Below are 18,805 nucleotides of genomic sequence, written 5' to 3'. Positions count from 1 at the left end.
GCTCCACGGGAACCGCACCGGTGAGCGTACGACGCCGTGGCCGCGTCCACCCACACGCTCGACCGAAGGAGTTGTCGTCATGCCCGTGTCCGTCGAGGACACCTTGACCCGTCTCGCGGCCGCCTGGAACGACGGCGACGCGGCCGCCTACGCCGGTCTGTTCACCGAGGACGCGACCTACGTCGTCTTCGACGGGACCGTGGTGCGCGGCCGCGCTGCCCTCGAGGAGGGCCACCGGGCGCTGTTCGCCGGCCCGTTGAAGGGCTTCCGGATGGACCCGCCGACGATGGCCGTCCCGGTCCGGTACCTGGGCGGCGGCGACGTCGCCCACGTGCTGGCGACGGGCGGCACCCGGCCGCCGGGCCACGCGGAGCTGCCCGCCGACCGCTCGTCGGTGGTGTCGTTCGTGCTGGTGCGCGAGGACGACGACTGGCGGATCGCGGCCTTCCAGAACACCAGGGCCCAGCGCTGAGCCGACCCCGCCTCCCGGTCGCCCGTCCCCGGTGGCCGGGAGGCGGCGGTTCACCGCCGCTTGGAGGGGTGCCGCGGTGGGGTGAATTCGGCGAGGTCGAGCTCGCGGCGGACGACCCGGCCCGCGACCTCGGCGAGCTTCGCGTTGCGGCTCCGGGCGTAGTGGCGGAGCCGGTCGAAGGCCTCGTCGACGTTCTCCTCGAAGTGCTCGCTGAGCACGCCCTTGGCCTGCTCGATGGTGACCCGGCTGGTCAGGGCGGTCTGCAGCTGCTCGTTGACGATCTCGGCGCGGCGGATGGCCCGTTCCTGGAGGATGCCGATCGTGGCCACGTCGGCCAGCGCCTGCCCGAGGGTGAGGTCGTTCTCCGGCAGGGCCCCGGGTTCGCGGTCGAAGAGGTTCAGCGCGCCGATCGCCTGGCCGCGCAGGCGCAGCGGCAGGGCGTGGACCGCCCGGAACTCGCTGCGTTCGGCGACGGCGGCGGTGAACGCGGGCCACCGGTCGGCCGCTTCGGTCACGTCCACGATGCTGACCGGGGCCGCGCTCTGGAAGCAGTCGAGGCACGGCCCCTCGTCGTTCTGCAGCTGCAACAGCTCCATCACCTGCGCGTCCTCGCTGGACGCCGCGACGACGCGCAGCTCCTGGCGTGCATCCCCGAGGACGATGCCCGCGGCATCGACGGACAGCAACTCGACGCAATAACCCACCAGGCGATCGAGGAGGTCGATCGCGTCGTAGTCATCGACCATCGTGTCCGCCAGCACCACGAACGCCTGACCGACCGAGCGCTCGCGCTCGACAGGCGATCGACTCATCACGCACGCCCCTCACATGGTCTCATGGCTCTTTCACGTCCTCGACGAAGCTGATGCGCCGAGCCACCACGTCGCGGGCGATGTCGATCAGCAGGCGTCCGTGGGAGAAGGCGTAGGCCCGCAGTCGGGCCAACGCCTCCGGCGCGCTCACCCCGAGCTGGACCAGCACCATGCCGGTGGCCTGGTGGACTTCCGCCCTGCTCGCGGTGGCGCTTTCCAGCCACCCCTCGTCGCCGCCGGGGTCGGTCCGCTGCCCCAGCAGCAGCAGCGCGGCGACGTCGGCGGCGCTGAAAGCGTCCCGGCGCTGCTCGTCGTCCAGGTTGCCGGGCGCGCGCCGGTACATGTCCAGCACCCCGAGGTTGATCGCGCCCCACCGCAACGGCAGCGCGAACAGCGCCCGGACCGGGGTTCGCTCGCCGATGGCCGAAGCGAACACCGGCCAGCGCGCCGTCGCCGTCCGGTCGTGGACATCCGGCACGAGTACGGGGTGACCGCTCGTCGCCGCTTCCACACACGGACCTTCGTTCAACGTGTATTGGAGTTCTTCCAGAACGTCCGCCGTCTGATCCGAGGCGCACAGCGTTTCGCGGGCGTCGGTCGCGGTCAACACCGAGATCGACGCACCGTCGATGTCCAATCCGTCGACGCACGCCCGGCAGATGGTCTCGGCCAGCGCGCGCTCGTCCAGGCCGTCCCGGGCGACGCCCAACAGCGCCCTGGTCACCACGCCGAGCTCACGCACCTGACGCCACCCCGCTAGCTACTCGCGCCGTCGCTGATCATCACATCTCCCCCGTCGCTTCCGGTGGTGGCCACGCGCACGACGGGGACCCGATCGGACACCGAGCCAGCGCGTGAAGCGTAGTCCGCGAGGGGTGACGGAGGGCGACGGGCCTGGTGAGAAGGGTGGTCGGTGGGGCATCCGGGGCCCGCGGTACGCCCGTTCAGCGCTGGACGGCTACGAGGCATGCGCCTACTCTCGGCACCCGCGCCCCAGACCCCGGTGCCCGCTGATCGACGCGGTGGGGTGTCGTGCGTGCCGTCGTCGCTCCCGGGCCGCATCCACCGAATCCCCGTGGAACCTGCTGGTGGCGTTGTCCTGTGAGGGGGTGGGACGCGCGCGCCGACAGGCATCGGGCCTCGGCCGGCACGTGCCGGCCGAGGCCCGATGACCAGCCGAGCAGCTTGCCGTGATCCCTCCCCTCGATCCCCGTGGCCGGTCCGGGCCGAGGGGCCGGGGCGAATTCACCCACCCGGGGTGTGCTTCACACAGGGCCGGCGGTGTGTGACGTGCACCCGAGGTGTGAGCGGAGTCGGCCCGGGACCGCTGAGAGGAGACCGGTGGGTTCCGCGGAACCCAGGCCGGGCGGGGCGGCCCCGATGTCCGCGCATGGTGATGTCGCCCACACCGAATGTCGGCTCGTGGTCGCAGGGGCTGGGGAGCCGCGACTGCGGGGTCCGGGCTGGGTCGAGGTGTTGCCCCGCCTGTTGTGGGCTCGTGGTTGCAGGGGTTGGGGAGCTGGTGCGCCGGATGGGGCACGGGGTGGTGTTTCGGGGGGTCCGGGGGGCGGAGCCCGTCCGGGTGGGGTCTGGGGGTTGCACCCCCAGAAAAACAAACCGGCGAGGCAGGCCCACGCTTTCCGTGGGCACACCTCGCCGACTCGCCGGTGCGCCGCCAGGGACTCGAACCCCGAACCCGCTGGTTAAGAGCCAGCTGCTCTGCCAATTGAGCTAGCGGCGCTCGCCGTTGCGCCCTTCCGCTCGGCGCCTGGAAACGCTAACACGCGCCTCCTGGGGGCCTTGCGGCGGGGGTGCCGCGGCTTCGGGGTGAGTGACGGGACTTGAACCCGCGACTTCCTGGACCACAACCAGGTGCTCTACCAGCTGAGCTACACCCACCATGCGTTCCCGGCCTCGACCGGGGCTCGCGTGGTCAAGCTTAGCGTTCCGGTTGTGGGGCCTCGAAGCGGGTTGCCGGGAGGCTGGCGGCGACGGCTTGGGCGGCTTCCGTGCTGGGTCCGGGTGGGGGGACGAAGAGGGTGCGGCGGTAGTACTCCAGCTCGCGGATGGACTCCATGATGTCGGCGAGGGCGCGGTGGGCGAGGCCCTTCTCCGGCTTGGCGTAGAAGACGCGGGGGTACCAGCGGCGGGCGAGCTCCTTGATGGAGCTGACGTCGACCATGCGGTAGTGCAGGTAGCCGTCGAGGGCGGGCATGTCGCGGGCGAGGAAGGCCCGGTCGGTGGCGATGGAGTTGCCCGCGAGCGGGGCGCTGCGCTCCTCGGGGACGTGGGCGCGCACGTAGTCGAGGGCGAGCCGTTCGGCCTCGGCGACGGTGACGGTGGAGGCGCGCACCGCGTCGGTGAGGCCGGACTTCTCGTGCATCTCCCGCACGACCTCCGGCATGCCGGCGAGGGCGGCTTCGTCGGCGTGGATGACGACGTCAACGCCGTCTCCGAGCACGTTGAGGTCGCCGTCGGTGACGAGCACGGCGATCTCGATGAGGGCGTCGCGCCGCAGGTCGAGCCCGGTCATCTCGCAGTCGATCCACACCAGCCGGTCGGTCACGGCGCCACACTATGCCCGGGGGCGGGGCGCCGGGCCTGCTCCGGCGCGTGTCGCCTGCGTTCGAGACCAGCTCGTTGTGGGTCTTGGCAGTAGGCTGCGGCGCCGTGGAGAACACGGCCGCCCGCACCGCAGCACAGGAGATCGCCGCCGGGTACGCGACGGAGGGCGCGGCGCTGGAGTTGGGCTGCGTCGTCGACGGCGTCGTCGACCCCGAGGCCCGCGTGCGCATCCCGTTCGCGACGTTGAACCGGCACGGTCTCGTCGCGGGTGCCACCGGCACCGGCAAGACGAAGACGTTGCAGGGGATCGCCGAGCAGCTGTCGGCGGCGGGGGTGCCCGTCGTGCTGTCGGACGTCAAGGGCGACCTGTCGGGCATGGCGCGCCCCGGCAAGGGCGGCCCGAAGATCGAGGAGCGGGCGAAGGACACGGGCGACGACTGGACGCCGACGGCGTTCCCGGTCGAGTTCATGTCCCTGGGCGGCGGCTCCGCCGCGGTGCCGATCCGGGCGACGTTGACGCAGTTCGGCCCGATCCTGCTGAGCAAGGTGCTCGGGCTCAACGCGACGCAGGAATCGACGCTCGGCCTGATCTTCCACTGGGCCGACCAGCAGGGGCTGCCGCTGCTGGACACGAAGGACCTGCGCGCGGTCATCCAGCACCTCACCTCGGACGAGGGCAAGGCCGACCTGAAGGGCATCGGCGGGGTTTCCGCGGCGACGGCGGGGGTGATCCTGCGGGCGCTGGTGAACCTGGAGGCCCAGGGCGGCGACGACTTCTTCGGCGAGCCGGAGTTCGACCCGGCCGACCTCATGCGTCAGGTCGACGGGAAGGGTGTCGTCACGCTGCTGGAGCTCGCCGACCAGCAGGCGAACCCGCGGCTGTGGTCGACGTTCCTCATGTGGCTGCTCGCGGAGCTGTTCGAGGAGCTGCCGGAGGCGGGCGACCTCGACAAGCCGAAGCTCGTGTTCTTCCTCGACGAGGCCCACCTGCTGTTCGACGGTGCCTCGAAGGCGTTCCTGGAGCGCATCGAGCAGACCGTGAAGTTGATCCGGTCGAAGGGCGTGGGGGTGTTCTTCTGCACCCAGCTGCCGACGGACATCCCGAACGAGGTGCTCTCGCAGCTCGGGGCGCGGATCCAGCACGCGCTGCGGGCGTTCACGCCGGATGACCAGGCGGCGCTGTCGAAGACCGTGCGGACCTACCCGAAGACCGACGTCTACGACATGGAGAAGGCGTTGACGTCGCTCGGGATCGGCGAGGCGATCGTCACGGTGCTCTCGGAGCGTGGCGCGCCGACGCCGGTGGCGTGGGCGCGGATGCGGGCGCCGCGGTCGCTGATGGCCGCGATCGGCCCGGAGGCCGTGGCGGAGGCGGCGAAGGCGTCGCCGCTCTACGCGAAGTACGGCGAGACCGTGGACCGCGAGTCCGCGTACGAGAAGTTGACGGCGACGATGGCGGCCCCGGAGCCCGCGCCGGCGCAGCCGGACGCCCCGCCGCCCCCAGCGCCGGAGCCCGAGCGGCGCCGGGAGGAGCCGGGTGTGGTGGCCGAGGTGCTCGGGTCGCCGGTGGTGAAGTCGTTCCTGCGGTCGGCGGCGAGCGCGCTGGGTCGGGAGATCACGCGCGGGCTGTTCGGCACGCGCACGCGCAGGCGGCGCCGCTGACGGCCGCTGCGGTCACCGCCGCCCGGCGGCGTGCGGCGTCGGCGGCTGCACGGTGAACCGGGTCAGCAGGCCGGGGGTGGCGGCGTCGGCGAGCGCCACGCCGTCGGCGGCGGCCACGTCGACGACCGGGTAGCCGCCCGCCCCGGCCGCGGTGACGGCCTCCACGTCGACGAGCCCGGCGCGGCGCTGGAACACGCTCTGCCGGAAGGTCCAGCCGATCACGCCCGCCCGTTGCAGCGCGACGGTCCGCCGCTGCACCGAGCCCTGGCGGGTGACCAGGTAGCGGGCCGTCACCTCGTGGCCGAGGTTGCGGTAGCGGTCGAGCGCGAGCAGCAGGGCGATCGGGAGCAGCACGAGGCTCGCCGGCCCGAGCCACGGGATCGCCGCGTGCCCGCCCGCCGCGAACGCGACGGCGACCAGCAGCGCGGCGGGCCCGAGCGCCCGCACGAGCCTGCGGCGCAGCGCCGCGCGGGGGTGGCGCCGCAGCGGGGCGAGCGTGGCCCGCGCGGGGTGGTCGCGCAGCGCCGCCCCGGCCACCCGGTGCGCCTCGGCCCGCGGGGCGGGCGGTTGGAGGGCGCCGCCCTGCGCGTCGCGGGAGAGCCCGGTGGCGAGCGCCCGGGTCTGGGCGCCGCGGCCCGCCCGCAGCAGCAGCGGCTCGACCACCTCGGCGCCGCGCAGGCGCTGCTCGGCCACCGAGAGCGACCGCCGGGTGAGCAGCCCGCGCCGCACGCGCAGCGCGCCCCCCTCGGTGGTGGTCTCGCGGGTGAGCCGGTAGTCGTACCAGCGCTCGGCGAACAGCAGCAGGGATCCGATCACGGCCGCGGCGAGCAGCAGCGCGCCGAGGACGCCGACGCCCACCCAGAGCGGGGCCGCGGCGAGCCGGTCCGCGGCGTCGTCGACGGCGGGGACGTCGCGCGGGTCGACGCCGAGGTCGTCGAACAGGTTGTACACCGCGGCGAACACCGCGCCGATGCCCGCGATGGAGGAGAAGGTCAGCGGCGCGAAGCGCAGCCACGACCAGTCCAGCCGGGCCAGCTCGACGGTGTGGCGCGCGGCGGGCGGTTCGGCCGCGGGCGCCTGCTCGGCGGCCGGTGGGGCGGGACGGTCGAGCAGTTCGCGGCGCAGCCAGTCGGCCTCGGCCTTGCTGACGGCGTCGAGGTCGAGGCCCGAGCTGTCCGACCCGGAGCCGGCCGCCGCACTGACGTGCACGACGCTGAGCCCGAACACGCGGTGCACGAGCTTCGCGGTGAGGTCGACGGTGCGGATCCGGTCCCGCGGGACCGACCGGCGCTGCCTGCGCAGCCACCCGGTGTGCAGCTCCACCCGGTCGGCCGTGATCCGGTACTTGGTGGTGCGCCACCGCACCACGCCGGCGAGCACGAGCGCCAGCGCGATGCCGAGCGGCACCCACAGCCGGGCCACGGCGTCGCCCTGGCCGGTCAGCAGGATCACCACCGCCACCGGCAGCAGCCGGACCGCGCCGGACAGCGGGGTCACCGCGAGCATCCGCTTGTCCAGCCTGCGCCACGCGGGCGCGTCGGGTTCGGGCGTCACGTCGCGTCCCCGGGCGTGGCCTGCGTGGTCTCGGTGAGCTGGCGGGCGAGTTCGGCGGCCGCGCCCTCGTCCAGGCCGCGGATCGTGACCGGGCCCCGGGCCGACGCCGTGGTGACGGTGACGCTCGCGAGCTTGAGCAGTTGCTGCAGCGGCCCGTGCTCGGTGTCGACGGTCTGCACGCGGGAGATCGGCGCGATCCGCCACTCGCGCACGAGCCAGCCCGACAGCGTGTAGACGGCCTCGGGCGTGACCTCCCAGCGGTGGATGCGGTACAGCAGCGGCGGCACGGCGACCGCGTAGGCCAACCCGGCGAGCAGGGTGATCAGGGTGGTGGCCACGAGCCACCCGGGCGGCTGTCCGGCGAGCACCAGCAGCGCGATCCCCTGCGGCGCGAGGATCACGAGCGTGGTGAGCGCCGCGCGCAGCCGCCACCACTGCACCGCACGGGGGCTCACCTGGTGGGCGGGTGGGCGCAGGGGGAGGGCGGTGGGGGCTGCGGGCACACCACGAGTCTGCCCGGCCGGGCGGTCGGGCCGGGGGACCGGCGCGGGTGGTTGCGGGACGGCCAGGGCTCAGCCGGCGACGAGGCGGATCGCGTCTGCGCGCAGCGACTCGGCGGGCGCCGGGTCCCTGCCGCAGGACAGCGGCCGCGGGGCGCCCACGACCGGCGTGACGTCGACCTCCCAGCACCGCCCGTCGCGCGCGGAGACGACCGCCCCGCCTGCGACGTCGGTGACCTGCAGCGCGTCGGCGTCGCGCATGCCGGTGGCGGCGCGGACGGCGAGCTCGGCGACCTGCCCGGCGGGCGACCAGGTGCTGCGGCCGCGGCAGCGGGTGGTGTCGACCTCGCCGGGGAAGGCCGCCTTGCGCGCGGCGATGGCGGTGGCCGGGTCGAGCCGGCCGTAGGCGTATCCGGTGGGGAGCACGAGCGCCGTGGGGGCGAACCGGTGGCCGCCGAGGTGGCTGCACTCCCACACGTGCTGCTCGCCCGCGTCGACGACGGACAGGGCGAGCGCGCGCCCGTCCACCGCGCAGCAGCGGTCGCGCCTGCCGTGCGTGCACACGAGCAGCAGCGGGTCGGCGACCGGCGAGCCGGGGAGCGGTTCGTCGGGGCCGGGCAGCTCGACGCCGGCGAGCTCCTCGGGGCCGTCGACGGTGAACGTCGTGACGCGGGAGCGGCCGGGGGCGGTGTCGGCGAGGAACACCCGCAGCGACGCGCCCCGCTCGCCGCGGCGGCCGGGCCTGCGGATCAGCAGCAGGCGCCACCCGGGCGTGCGGGCGAGCGCGGCGAGGGCGGGTTCGGGGTGCTCGGTGAGGTCGGACGGCCACGCGCCCCGCTGCTCGACGCACACCCAGCGGCGGGCCTGCGGGGCCGTGCCGGCCAGGGGCTCGTCGCCTGCGAGCGCGAGAAGGCTGCAGCGCTGCCATCTCGCTTCGGGGTGCACACCCGAACCGTACCTAAGCCTTACCTAACTCCGATGGGTGACTCCGGTCACGTCCGAGCTCGCGGTGCACGACCTTGCCGGTGGCGTTGCGAGGCAGCTCGTCGACGAACTCGACGTCGCGCGGCACCGAGAACCGGCTGAGCTCGGCGCGGACCCAGCCCCGCACGTCGTCCGCGGTCACCTCGGCGCCCGGCTCCAGCACGACGTACGCGGCCAGGCGCTGCCCGTACTGCTCGTCGGGAACCCCGGTGACGGCGGCCTCGCGCACCTCGGGGCGGGCGGCGATGAGGTCCTCGACCGGGCCCGGGTGCACGTTCTCGCCGCCGGAGACGATCATGTCGTCGGCGCGGCCGGTGAGGTGCAGCAGGCCGTGCTCGTCGAGCCGGCCGACGTCCCCCGTCCCGATCAGCCTGCCGTGCCGCTCCACGTCGACGCCCTCGCGGGTGTAGCCCGCGAACGGCATGTCGTTGTGGACGAACACGCGACCTTCGGTGCCGGGCGGGACCGGGCGGCCGTCGTCGCCGAGGATCACCAGGCTGGTGCCGACGGGCGCCCGGCCCGCCGTGCCGGGCGCGGTCCGCAGGTCCCGCGGCCCGGCGATGCTCACCCATGACACCTCGGTGGAGCCGTAGAGGTTGTAGAGGACCTCGCCGAACCGGTCCATGAACCGGGTGGAGAGGTCGCCGGGCAGGGCCGACCCGCTCACGGCGACGATCCGCGGGCGGTGGGTCCGCCACGCCCGGTCGAGGTCGGCGGCGGGCAGCTCCAGCACCCGCTGGAGCATCACCGGCACCGCGAACACGGCGTCGACCCGGTTCTCCTCGCTGACCCGCAGGAACCCGGCCGGGGAGTACTTGCGGGCGAGCACGACCGGCGAACCGTGCAGCACCGCCAGCTGCAGCGCTGCGTACCCCCAGGTGTGCAGCAGGGGCGCGGCGATGAACGCGGGCTCGCCCGCCCGCAGCGGGATCGCCGAGAGGATCGCCGCGGCCGGGGAGATGCTGTGCACCGGCGGGCGCCGGGCGCCCTTCGGGGTGCCGGTGGTGCCGGAGGTCAGCACGATCGTGTGCGCCGCGGGCGGGCGGCGCGGCAGCGGGCCGGGGCCGTCGAGGCGCGCGAGCTCGGTGTCGCGGACGACCCGGACGCGGTCGGGGAGCCCCGCGAGCGCCGGCTCGAACTCCTCGTCGGCCACCACCGTGTGCAGGCGCAGCTCGGCCGCGACCTCGCGCAGCTGGGTGGCCGACAGCCCGACGTTGAGCAGCACCGTGTCGGCGCCGAGCTTGCCGGCCGCGACCTGGCCCGCGATCGCGCCGCGATGGTTGCGGCACAGCAGCCCCACGCGCGTGCCCGGGCCGACGCCGGACGCCGCGAGACCGCGGGCGATCGCGTCGGTCCACGTCGCCACCTCGGCGAACGTGAGCGAGCCCGTCTCGTCGACGATCGCGGTGCGGTCCGGGTGCCGCGCCGCCCCCGCCGCGTACCCCGCGGTGATCGTGAGGCCGTAACGGACGAGTGCTGAGACCATGCCGGCCAGCCGGTCGGGGCGGATCGGGCGGATCACCCCGGAGCGGGTCAGCGCGACCACCGCCCGTGCGGAACCCGCGGCCTGTTCGGCTCCCGACCGCGCCAACTCGAGCACCCGTCCGACCTCGATCACGGGCACCAGTCTGGCAAGCCGGACCGCCGTGCGCAGGGGAGCGGTCAGGGCGACTCCGGATCGAGGTCGTAGACCGTGCGGCCGCCGACCGAGATCGGTGCGAAGTTCTCCCGCACCCACGCCGCGATCTCCGGGACCCGGTCGGGCGGGCCGCCGTCGACGAACCAGCGCACCTCCCGCTCGGCGACGTGGTCCTGGAACTCCTCGAGGGTGGGCGCGGGGTCGAGGCCGTCGCGGCCGCCGATGCCCAGCACGGAGGTGCCGCTGGCGAGCGCGAGCACGGCGGCGTCCTCCGCCCCGACCGTGCTGGCCGACCACTTCCGGCTCGTCGAGCGCAGCAGCTCCACCAGCGCCGCGTCGGGCGGCGCCGGGCCGTCCTCGCCCGCCCCGATCGCGCCGGGCGCCGCGCCCGGGCCGCCCTCGGCCACGGCGGGGGCGGCGAGGGCGGCGGGGCCGGTGAGCACCGTCGCGGCGAGCACGAGCCCGAGCAGGGTGCCCGTGACCCGGCGGGGCCGCACCAGCAGGCCGGCGACCGCGAGGGCGGCGACGGCGAGGACGGCCCAGCGCCACCACGGCGGCAGCTCGCCGGCCCGGTCGAGCACCACCCACATCCAGGCCGCGGTGGCGGCGACGAGGAGCGCGCCCGCGGCGCGGCCCGCCGGACCCCTTCGCCGCTCCCACAGCAGCGCCCCGCCGACCCCGGCCAGCGCCGCGACGCCGGGGGCGAGCACCACCGCGTCGCCGACGCCCGCGCCGGCGAGGCCGATCGCGAGGGCCGCGCTCACGGTCCACCCGCCCCACAGCAGCAGGGACGCGCGCGTGGGGTCGGTGCGCTTTTCGCCGCGGCCGAGCCAGAGCCCCACGAGGAACAGGGCGAGCGCGGGCGGCAGCAGCCAGCCGACGAACGGACCGTGCGCCGCGTCGACCATCCCCGCGAGGCCCGGCCCGGCCGGCTCGCCGGCCCCGGTCAGGACGCGCTCCAGGGCGCTGTCGGTGCGCGAGCCGCCGACGTACGGGCGGCTGCCCGCGGGCGTCAGCTCGACGAGCGCGAACCACCAACCGCCCGCGACGACCAGCGCGAACCCGGCGGCCACCAGCTGCCGCACGCGGCGCCGCAACCCGGTCGGCGCGGCGACGAGGTGGGCCAGCGCCATCGCGGGCAGCGGTACCAGCGCCGCAGCGGTGTGGGTGAGCGCCGCGATTCCGACGAACCCGCCCGCGAGGAGCAGCCAGCCGGTGCCCGCGGTGCGGGTGGCGCGCACCACCGCGTACGCCGCCGCGACCAGCAGCAGCACCAGCAGCGCGTCCGGGTCGGTGGCGCGGAACGTCCCGGCGGTCACCGGCATCAGCGCGAGCACCGCGCCCGCCACGAGCCCGCCGACGGGCCCGGCCACCCGGCGCACGGTCGCGTGGAGCACCGCCACGGCGGCGACGCCGACGAGCGCCTGCGGGACGAGCACGCTCCACGTCGAGAACCCGAACACCCGCGCCGACAGCGCCATCGGCCACAGCCCGGCGGGCGGTCGGTCGACCGTGACGGTCCCGCCCGCATCGGTCGAGCCGAACAGGAAGGCCGTCCGGTCCTGCGCCATGGCCTGGACCGCGGCCGCGTGGTAGGGGTCGGTCCACCCGGCGGAGCCGAGGCCCCACCCGTACAGGGCGGCGGTGGCGAGCAGCAGGCAGGCGAGCGCGACCCGCTCGCCCGCGGTGGACGGGCGGAGCGCGGGTGGGGCCGACGGCGCCAGGCGGGGGATGGGGATGGTGTCGGCCGTAACGGTCACGGAACCTCCTCACCGACGGGCGCCGGTGCCCTCGATGCTGTCGGCGCGGGCGTCGCCGGGTGGTGCCCCGCGGGCTCCGACCGCCGAACGGCGCCGGCCGGTCCACGAGCGGCCACCGCCGCGCCGCCATCCGGCGTAACCGGTTACGCGCGGGGGAGGTGGACCGTGAACTCGGTGCGGCCGGGCCGGCTCGTCGCGGTCACCGTGCCGCCGTGGGCGGCGGTCACCGCCCGCACGATCGCGAGGCCGAGGCCGGTGCTGCCGTTGTCCCGCGACCGGGAGGTCGAGCCGCGGGCGAACCGCTCGAAGATGTGCGGCAGCAGCTCGGGGGCGATGCCGGGGCCGTCGTCGGCGACCGACAGGCGGACGTCGGTGTCCTGCGGAGCGAGGGTGACCGTCACCGTCGTGCCGGGCGGGGTGTGGGCGCGGGCGTTGGCGAGCAGGTTCGCCAGCACCTGGGCCAGCCGCGAGGCGTCCCCGGGCACGACGACGGGCTCCTCGGGCACGGCGAGCTGCCAGGTGTGCCCGGGCCCGGCGACGTGGGCGTCGGCCACCGCGTCGACGACGAGGCGGGTGAGGTCGACCTCGCCGCGTTCGAGGGGACGGCCCGCGTCGAGGCGGGCGAGCAGCAGCAGGTCCTCGACCAGCGCGGTCATCCGCTCGGCCTGGGAGGCGATCCGCGAGAGCGGGTACTCGACGTCACCGGGCAGCTCGCCGCGGCGGGTGAGCTCGGTGTAGCCGCTGATCGCGGCGAGCGGGGTGCGCAGCTCGTGGCTCGCGTCGGCGATGAACTGGCGCAGCTGCACCTCGCTCTCGTGGCGCGCCTCGAGCGCGGACCCGACGTTGTCGAGCATCCGGTTGAGCGCGCTGCCCACCTGCCCGACCTCGGTGCGCGGGTCGACGTCGGGCACCCGCTCGACGAGCGAGACCTCGCCCCGGTCCAGCGGCATCGCGCTGACCCGGGCCGCGGTGGCCGCCACCCGTTCCAGGGGCCGCAGCTCCCGCCGGACGACGACGGTCGCCGCGATCCCCGCCCCGGCGAGCGCGATGCCGGTGACCACGAGCTCGATGAGCACGAGCGACCGCACGATCGCCTGCACGGGGGCCTCCGGCATGCCCGTCACGACCGTGTCGCCGATCGGCAGCCGGGTGGCGAGGAGCCGGTAGTCGCCGAGCTCGCCGAGGTCGACGCTGCGCGGCGGCGACCCGGGCGCCAGCTCGGCGAGGGCCGGGTGGACCGATTCGGGCACCGGCCGCGGGTCCTCCCCGATCGGGAACACGGAGGCGGCGACGACCTCGCCGTCGCGGACCACGGCCGTGAGCGTGTCCGGGGGACGGGATCCGCGCGGCGGCGGCAGCGCGATGACCGCTGGGCCGCCCAGCTCCGCGCGGATCAGGACGCGGCTGGAGGCGCGCACGTCGTCGTCGAGGCGGCGCATGAGGAACTCGCGCAGCGAGATCGTGGTGGCGACGGCCATGACGGTCGAGGCGATGGCCAGGAGCAGCAGCGTGGTGGCCACCAGCCGGGTCCGCAGCGAGTGGCGCGTCACCCGCCCGCCGCCGGCTTGAGCACGTAGCCCGCGCCGCGGACCGTGTGGATCATCGGGGCGCGCCCGGCGTCGATCTTCTTGCGCAGGTAGGACACGTAGAGCTCGACGACGTTGGACTGGCCGCCGAAGTCGTAGTTCCAGACGCGGTCGAGGATCTGGGCCTTCGACAGCACGCGCTTGGGGTTGCGCATGAAGTAGCGCAGCAGCTCGAACTCGGTGGCGGTGAGCTCGATCAGGTCGTCGCCGCGGCGCACCTCGTGGCTGTCCTCGTCGAGCACCAGGTCGCCGACCACGAGCTCGGAGCCCTGGTGGGCCGCGGTCATCCGGGAGCGGCGCAGCAGCCCGCGCAGCCGCGCGACCAGCTCCTCGAGGCTGAACGGCTTCGTGACGTAGTCGTCGCCGCCGGCGGTGAGCCCGGCGACGCGGTCCTCGACGGCGTCCCGCGCGGTCAGGAACAGCACCGGGATCTCGGGGTTCTCGGCGCGCAGCCTGCGCAGCACCTCGAGGCCGTCGAGGTCGGGGAGCATCACGTCGAGCACGACCGCGTCCGGGCGGTGCTCGCGGGCGGCGCGGACGGCGGTGGCGCCGTCGGCGGCCGTGCGCACGTCCCAGCCCTCGTAGCGCAGCGCCATCGACAACAGCTCCGACAGCGGAGCCTCGTCGTCCACGACCAGGACCCGGATCGGTCCTCCATCGGCGCGCCGCAGCTCAGGTCCGGTGCCCCGCATCGCCGCCATGCTAGCCAGGCTCGCGCGCGCGGCTGTGGCCCCGATGGGCGGAACCTGTGCAGAACCTGTGCGTCCGCCGCGGGAACCCCCGTCGTCGCCCATGCCGGTACCACCCGCGCCGAGGAGACACGGCGTGCGACGGGTTCACCGGCCGGCCCCGCGACGCGGCGGCGTTCCTCGCCGAGATCGCCGCGGACAACACCCGCGAGTTCCGGGGGGCGAACCGGCACCGCCGCGTCGTCGACGCTCCGTCGCGAGCGCTCGCGGCCGAGCTCGAGCCCGAGTGCGGCCCGGTCCGCGTGCTGCGCGCCCACCGCGACCGGCGGTTCCGCTCCGACGCCTCGCCCTACCGCACCGACACCGGCGTCGTCGCCGCGGGCCCGGGCGGGGTGGAGCTGTCCGGCGCGCCGTCGGCCACCGCGTTCACCACCGCGGTGGGGCGCCGGCGGTTTCGACCCCGGCCGGCTGCGCCGCTACCGGGCCGCCGTGCTCGGGGAGGCGGGTGAGGAGCTCGCGCGCCTGCTCGCCGGGCACCGGGTCGAGAAGGGTCGGTACCTGCGCGCGGCGCCCCGCCGCGCCCACCCGCGCATCCACCTGCTCACGCTGCTGGGTCTGCAGGTGGTCGCGAGCCGGCCGGTCGGCGCCTGGATCTCCACGGCCGAACCGCTCGAGGAGGTCCGCGCGGCCTGGCGGGCGGCCGCCCCCGTGGTGTCCTGGCTGGACGCGCACGTGGGCGCGCCCGAGCCGGTGCCGCCGCGGCCGCGCCCGGGCCGTCGAGCTGACGGGTGGGGTGGCCGTGCCCGGAGGGATGGGGGCACGGCCACCCGGGCGGCCGGTGCCGATGAGGGTGGTCAGCGCACCGGCCGGGTCAGGTCGTAGACGGTGAAGCCGCCCACAGTCGTCGCAGTGAATCCGTCCCGCACCCAGGCGGTGACCTCGGAGACGCCGCCGGGGCGCCCGCCACCACCGCCGCCGTCGACGAAGTAGCGCACCTCGCCCGCGGCGACGAGCTGCTGGAACCGTTCGAGGGTGGGCGCGGGGTCCCGGCCGTTGAACCCGCCGACGCCCATCACGTCGACGTCGGCGGTGAGCGCGAGCACCGCGCTCATCGACCCGTTCGTGGTGGCCGCGGCCCACCTCGTGCCCGCCCCCTGCAGCAGCGCCGCGAGCTCGGGGTCGGTCGGGTCGCCGGGCAGGCGGTCCGGTCCGGCGGGGACGCCGCCGTCGGTCGGCCCGCTGCTGGTCGGGCCGCTGCGGGGCGGGCCGCTGCGCATCGGCGCGCCGGACCCCGAACCCGGCGCGTCGGGCCCGGCCGTCGGGTTCCCGCCGCTGTGGGTGGTGCGCGTGACCGTGTCCGCGGCGTAGGCCAGCGGTGCCGCGCCGCCGGCGAGCAGCGCGGCCAGCCCGGCGACGACCGCGGTGCGGCGCGCCCACGGCCCGGCCAGCAGGGCGGGCACGGCGACCGCCGCCGCGGCGATCACCACCCAGCGCAGCCCTGGCGCGAAGTCCGGTGTCCGGCCCAGCAGCACCACCGCCCACGCCGCGGTGCCCGCGACGAGCCCGGCGAGCCCGAGCCGCGCCTGCCACGCCGCCCGCCGCCGCCACAGCTGCTCCCCGCCGATCCCGACCAGCGCGGCGACGCCCGGTGCGAGCGCCACCGTGTAGTAGGGGTGGAAGGGTCCCTGGGCGAAGCTGAAGACCACGGCCGTCACGACGGTCCACCCGCCCCACAGCAGGAGCGAGGCGCGCACCCGGTCGGTGCGCGGGGCGCGCCACGTCAGCACGAGGCCCACGACGAGCAGCGCGAGCGCGGCGGGCAGCAGCCAGGAGGCCTGACCGCCCACCTCGGGGCCGAACAGGCGCGTCCAGCCGGCCGGCCCGCCGAACCCGTTGACGACCTCCGTCCCGTGCGGCGATACCACCACCGCGACCGGCTGCTGGGCGTGTCCGTCCGCGCTCCGGCCGAGGAGCCGGAACAGGCCGTTGTGGCCGAACGCGAGGTCGAGGACGCTGTTGTTCTCCGAGCCCCCGATGTAGGGCCGCGATCCCGCGGGCCACAGCTCGGCGGCCGCCACCCACCAGCCCGCGGCCGCGACGACGGCGGCGCCCGCGGCGACGAGCTGGCGGATCCGCCGCCACACCCCGGTGGGGGCGGCGACGAGGTAGGCGAGCGCGAGCGCGGGGAGCACCACGAACGCCTGGAGCATCTTCACCAGGAACGCGGCCCCGACCAGCGCGCCCGCGAACACGATCCACCGCGTCGAGGCCCGCTCGATCGCGCGCACCGTGGCGTACGCGGCGGCGACGAGCAGCAGGACCAGCAGGGCGTCCGGGTTGTTGTGGCGGAACATCAGCACGGTGACCGGGGTCAGCGCGAACACCCCGGCCGCGAGGAGCGCCGCCCAGGGGCCGGTGACCCGGCGCACCGCGGCGTGCAGCAGCGCCACCGCCCCGACGCCCATGAGCGCCTGCGGCACCAGCACGCTCCACGGGGACAGGCCGAAGATCCGGGCCGAGAGCGCCGTCACCCACAGCGCGGCGGGCGGCTTGTCGACCGTGACCGTGTTCCCGGCGTCGGTGGAGCCGAAGAAGAACGCGGTCCAGTTCTGGGTCATCGCCCGGACCGCGCCCGAGTAGTACGGGTTGCCCCAGCCCACGCCGGCGAGGTTCCACAGGTACAGCGCGGCGGTGCCGGCGAGCAGGACGGCCAGGGCGACCACCTCCGCGCGGCCGCGCCGGGGACGGGCGGGGGGCGGGGAGGGCAGCGGGTGGGCCGGGGCGAGGGTGGCGGTCATAGCGTGGTCTCCTGACGGGCGGGTGCGGCCTGGCGCGTGGCGGGGGAGCGGAAGATCCAGGAGCGGTAGGCGACGAACCGCAGCACCGTGGCGACCGCGTTGGCGACGATCAGCACCAGCAGCTCGACGCCCCGGCCCGCGTCGGGCAGCCACGTGTGCAGGGCGGCCAGCGCGCCGGTGGTCAGGCCGAGGCCGAGCGCGAACACGAGCAGGCCCTGCAGCTGGTGGGTGGCGGCGCCCGCGGTCCCGCGCACGCCGAACGTCAGGCGCCGGTTGGCCGCCGTGTTGCCGATCGCGGTGAGGACGAGCGCGAGCAGGTTGGCCGCGTACGCCCCGACCGGCCCGTGCAGCACGAGGTACAGCGCCGAGTAGGCGAGGGTGCTCAGCACGCCGATCGCCGCGAACCGCACCAGCTGGACGGGCAGGCCGGTGGGCACGCCGGGCACCGCGCCCGGCGGGGCGTCGCGACCGAGCCGCGCGCGCAGCTGCGACAGCGGCAGCCGACCGGTGGCGAGCGCCCGCCCCAGCCGGACGATGCCCTTGAGGTCGGCGACGGCGGTGGCGACGATGTCGACCCGGCTGTCGGGGTCGTCGACCCAGTCGACGGGCACCTCGTGGATGCGCAGCCCGCTCCGCTCGGCGAGCACGAGCAGCTCGGTGTCGAAGAACCAGCCCGTGTCCTCGACCAGCGGCAGCAGCCGGTCGGCGATGTCGGCGCGGATCGCCTTGAACCCGCACTGCGCGTCGGAGAACCCGGCGCCGAGCGCACCGCGCAGCAGCAGGTTGTAGGAGCGGGAGATGAGCTCCCGGCGCGCCCCGCGGACGACCCGCGAGCCACGCGCGAGCCGGGTGCCGATCGCGAGGTCGGAGTGCCCCGAGATCAGGGGGGCCACCAGCGGGAGCAGGGCGGCCAGGTCGGTGGACAGGTCGACGTCGCAGTAGGCCAGCACCTGCGCGTCGGAGGCCGACCACGCCTCCCGCAGGGCGCGCCCGCGGCCCTTCTCGGCGAGCCGCAGCGCGACGACGTCCGGTAGCTCGGCGGCGAGCCGGGCGGCGATCCGCGGCGTCGCGTCGGTGCTCGCGTTGTCGGCGATCGTGATGCGGAACGGGTAGGGGAACTGCCCGGAGAGGTGCTCGTGCAGCCGGCGGACCGACGGTTCGAGGTCGGTTTCCTCGTTGAAGACGGGCACGACGACGTCGAGCACGGTGCGCTCCGCCCGAACGGGCGGCGGCGGAGGTCGCAGTGCGCTTCCGACGATCATGCGCCCAGCCTCGGGCCGCATGCTGTCCGCCGGGTGTGCCGCGGATGTGAGCGGGATGTGGAGCCACCGGCGCGCGAACCCCGCCGTCACGTCCGGAGCCGATGCGCGGCCTCGGCCGGCTGGTTCGGCGAGCCACGGGTACTCCCGCTCGGCGTGCTCCCGGCGGCGGGGGGAGGCAGGTGACCTCCTGCGGGTGCGGCGAGGTCGTGGCGCGCGACGCGGAGCCCGCAGCCGGTGGTGCGACGGCCGGCCGGGCGCGCGGGGCCGGCGCCGACGGCGCCAGGTCGCGGACCGCGGGGTCCGCGTCGGTGACCGGGCGGCGCTAGCGGGCGCGCCAGTACCCGGTGGCGTAGACCCGCTTGCGGTCGAAGCCGCGCTCGTCGAGCAGGTGCTTGCGCAGGTGGCGCACGCAGCCCGACTCGCCGGAGAGCCACGCCTGCCCGCTGCCGGGCGGGAACTCGGCGGCCCGCACCGCGGCGGCGAGCGGCTCGCCCGGCGCGGCGTCGCCGCGGTGCAGCCACC

General features: G+C 75.7%; 17 protein-coding genes and 2 tRNA genes. 4 read left to right on the top strand and 15 right to left on the bottom strand.

The features are described 5' to 3' along the window. The first annotated feature begins 79 nt into the window (after positions 1–79). A complete protein-coding gene (locus VKZ81_RS21875; RefSeq protein WP_324243507.1) occupies positions 80–472 on the top strand; it encodes an SgcJ/EcaC family oxidoreductase in 393 nt (130 codons plus the stop codon). A 50-nt stretch (positions 473–522) separates the two neighbouring features. On the opposite strand, the gene VKZ81_RS21870 is transcribed toward VKZ81_RS21875, so the two are convergent. The 5 genes from VKZ81_RS21870 to orn form a co-directional block, all read right to left on the bottom strand. After that, complete coding sequence (locus VKZ81_RS21870) at positions 523–1,284, bottom strand: GAF and ANTAR domain-containing protein (RefSeq protein ID WP_324243506.1); 762 nt, start codon at positions 1,282–1,284, stop codon at positions 523–525. Between the two features lie 22 nt (positions 1,285–1,306). Continuing rightward, the gene (locus VKZ81_RS21865) at positions 1,307–2,026 is read right to left on the bottom strand and encodes a GAF and ANTAR domain-containing protein (RefSeq protein ID WP_324243505.1); all 720 of its coding nucleotides are present in this window, start codon (positions 2,024–2,026) and stop codon (positions 1,307–1,309) included. Between the two features lie 926 nt (positions 2,027–2,952). Then, a tRNA-Lys gene (locus VKZ81_RS21860) sits at positions 2,953–3,025 on the bottom strand. A gap of 85 nt (positions 3,026–3,110) precedes the next feature. Then, a tRNA-His gene (locus VKZ81_RS21855) sits at positions 3,111–3,183 on the bottom strand. A 40-nt stretch (positions 3,184–3,223) separates the two neighbouring features. Beyond that, complete coding sequence (orn, locus tag VKZ81_RS21850; protein ID WP_324243504.1) at positions 3,224–3,850, bottom strand: oligoribonuclease; 627 nt, start codon at positions 3,848–3,850, stop codon at positions 3,224–3,226. 104 nt (positions 3,851–3,954) lie between these two features. On the opposite strand from orn, the gene VKZ81_RS21845 reads away from it, so the two are divergent. Next, positions 3,955–5,511 carry a helicase HerA-like domain-containing protein gene (locus tag VKZ81_RS21845; protein WP_324243503.1) on the top strand — a complete coding sequence of 519 codons (1,557 nt, stop codon included), beginning with the start codon at positions 3,955–3,957 and terminating at the stop codon, positions 5,509–5,511. A gap of 12 nt (positions 5,512–5,523) precedes the next feature. Here the strand turns inward: VKZ81_RS21845 and VKZ81_RS21840 are convergent, their stop codons facing one another. The 7 genes from VKZ81_RS21840 to VKZ81_RS21810 form a co-directional block, all read right to left on the bottom strand. Then, a complete protein-coding gene (locus tag VKZ81_RS21840) occupies positions 5,524–7,065 on the bottom strand; it encodes a PH domain-containing protein (protein WP_324243502.1) in 1,542 nt (513 codons plus the stop codon). Continuing rightward, entirely contained in the window at positions 7,062–7,568 is a 507-nt protein-coding gene (locus VKZ81_RS21835; RefSeq protein ID WP_324243501.1) for a PH domain-containing protein, read from the bottom strand. The genes VKZ81_RS21840 and VKZ81_RS21835 overlap by 4 nt, the downstream gene beginning before the upstream one ends. Before the next feature lie 69 nt (positions 7,569–7,637). After that, positions 7,638–8,510, bottom strand: coding sequence for a ferredoxin family protein (locus VKZ81_RS21830; RefSeq protein ID WP_324243500.1), 873 nt, complete (start codon positions 8,508–8,510; stop codon positions 7,638–7,640). Positions 8,511–8,523: 13 nt separating this feature from the next. Then, the gene (locus tag VKZ81_RS21825; protein WP_324243499.1) at positions 8,524–10,167 is read right to left on the bottom strand and encodes an AMP-binding protein; all 1,644 of its coding nucleotides are present in this window, start codon (positions 10,165–10,167) and stop codon (positions 8,524–8,526) included. Between the two features lie 44 nt (positions 10,168–10,211). After that, positions 10,212–11,948 carry an ArnT family glycosyltransferase gene (locus VKZ81_RS21820; RefSeq protein ID WP_324243498.1) on the bottom strand — a complete coding sequence of 579 codons (1,737 nt, stop codon included), beginning with the start codon at positions 11,946–11,948 and terminating at the stop codon, positions 10,212–10,214. Positions 11,949–12,091: 143 nt separating this feature from the next. Then, a complete protein-coding gene (locus VKZ81_RS21815; RefSeq protein ID WP_324243497.1) occupies positions 12,092–13,498 on the bottom strand; it encodes a sensor histidine kinase in 1,407 nt (468 codons plus the stop codon). Then, complete coding sequence (locus VKZ81_RS21810; RefSeq protein ID WP_414709439.1) at positions 13,495–14,235, bottom strand: response regulator transcription factor; 741 nt, start codon at positions 14,233–14,235, stop codon at positions 13,495–13,497. Before VKZ81_RS21810 ends, VKZ81_RS21815 begins: the two co-directional genes overlap by 4 nt. 47 nt (positions 14,236–14,282) lie before the next feature. On the opposite strand from VKZ81_RS21810, the gene VKZ81_RS21805 reads away from it, so the two are divergent. After that, entirely contained in the window at positions 14,283–14,732 is a 450-nt protein-coding gene (locus VKZ81_RS21805; protein ID WP_324243495.1) for a DUF2461 family protein, read from the top strand. Further along, on the top strand, positions 14,713–15,105 hold the full coding sequence (locus VKZ81_RS21800; RefSeq protein WP_324243494.1) for a hypothetical protein: 393 nt from the start codon (positions 14,713–14,715) through the stop codon (positions 15,103–15,105). Before VKZ81_RS21805 ends, VKZ81_RS21800 begins: the two co-directional genes overlap by 20 nt. On the opposite strand, the gene VKZ81_RS21795 is transcribed toward VKZ81_RS21800, so the two are convergent. From VKZ81_RS21795 to VKZ81_RS21785, 3 genes are all read right to left on the bottom strand, one after another. After that, positions 15,078–17,021 carry a glycosyltransferase family 39 protein gene (locus VKZ81_RS21795; RefSeq protein ID WP_324243493.1) on the bottom strand — a complete coding sequence of 648 codons (1,944 nt, stop codon included), beginning with the start codon at positions 17,019–17,021 and terminating at the stop codon, positions 15,078–15,080. The genes VKZ81_RS21800 and VKZ81_RS21795 overlap by 28 nt on opposite strands. After that, positions 17,018–18,283: a bifunctional glycosyltransferase family 2/GtrA family protein gene (locus tag VKZ81_RS21790; protein WP_324243492.1), complete on the bottom strand. Its 1,266-nt coding sequence runs from the start codon at positions 18,281–18,283 to the stop codon at positions 17,018–17,020. The genes VKZ81_RS21795 and VKZ81_RS21790 overlap by 4 nt, the downstream gene beginning before the upstream one ends. A gap of 322 nt (positions 18,284–18,605) precedes the next feature. Further along, positions 18,606–18,805 (bottom strand): siderophore-interacting protein (locus VKZ81_RS21785; protein WP_324243491.1); only part of this gene is annotated, 200 nt, incomplete at its 5' end.

The sequence above is a fragment of the Pseudonocardia sp. genome (genome assembly GCF_035305885.1).
In the GTDB taxonomy this organism is placed as follows: Bacteria; Actinomycetota; Actinomycetes; order Mycobacteriales; family Pseudonocardiaceae; genus Pseudonocardia.
Note: the sequence above shows the minus strand (reverse complement) of the source record. Positions and strands in the feature narration are given on the sequence as shown.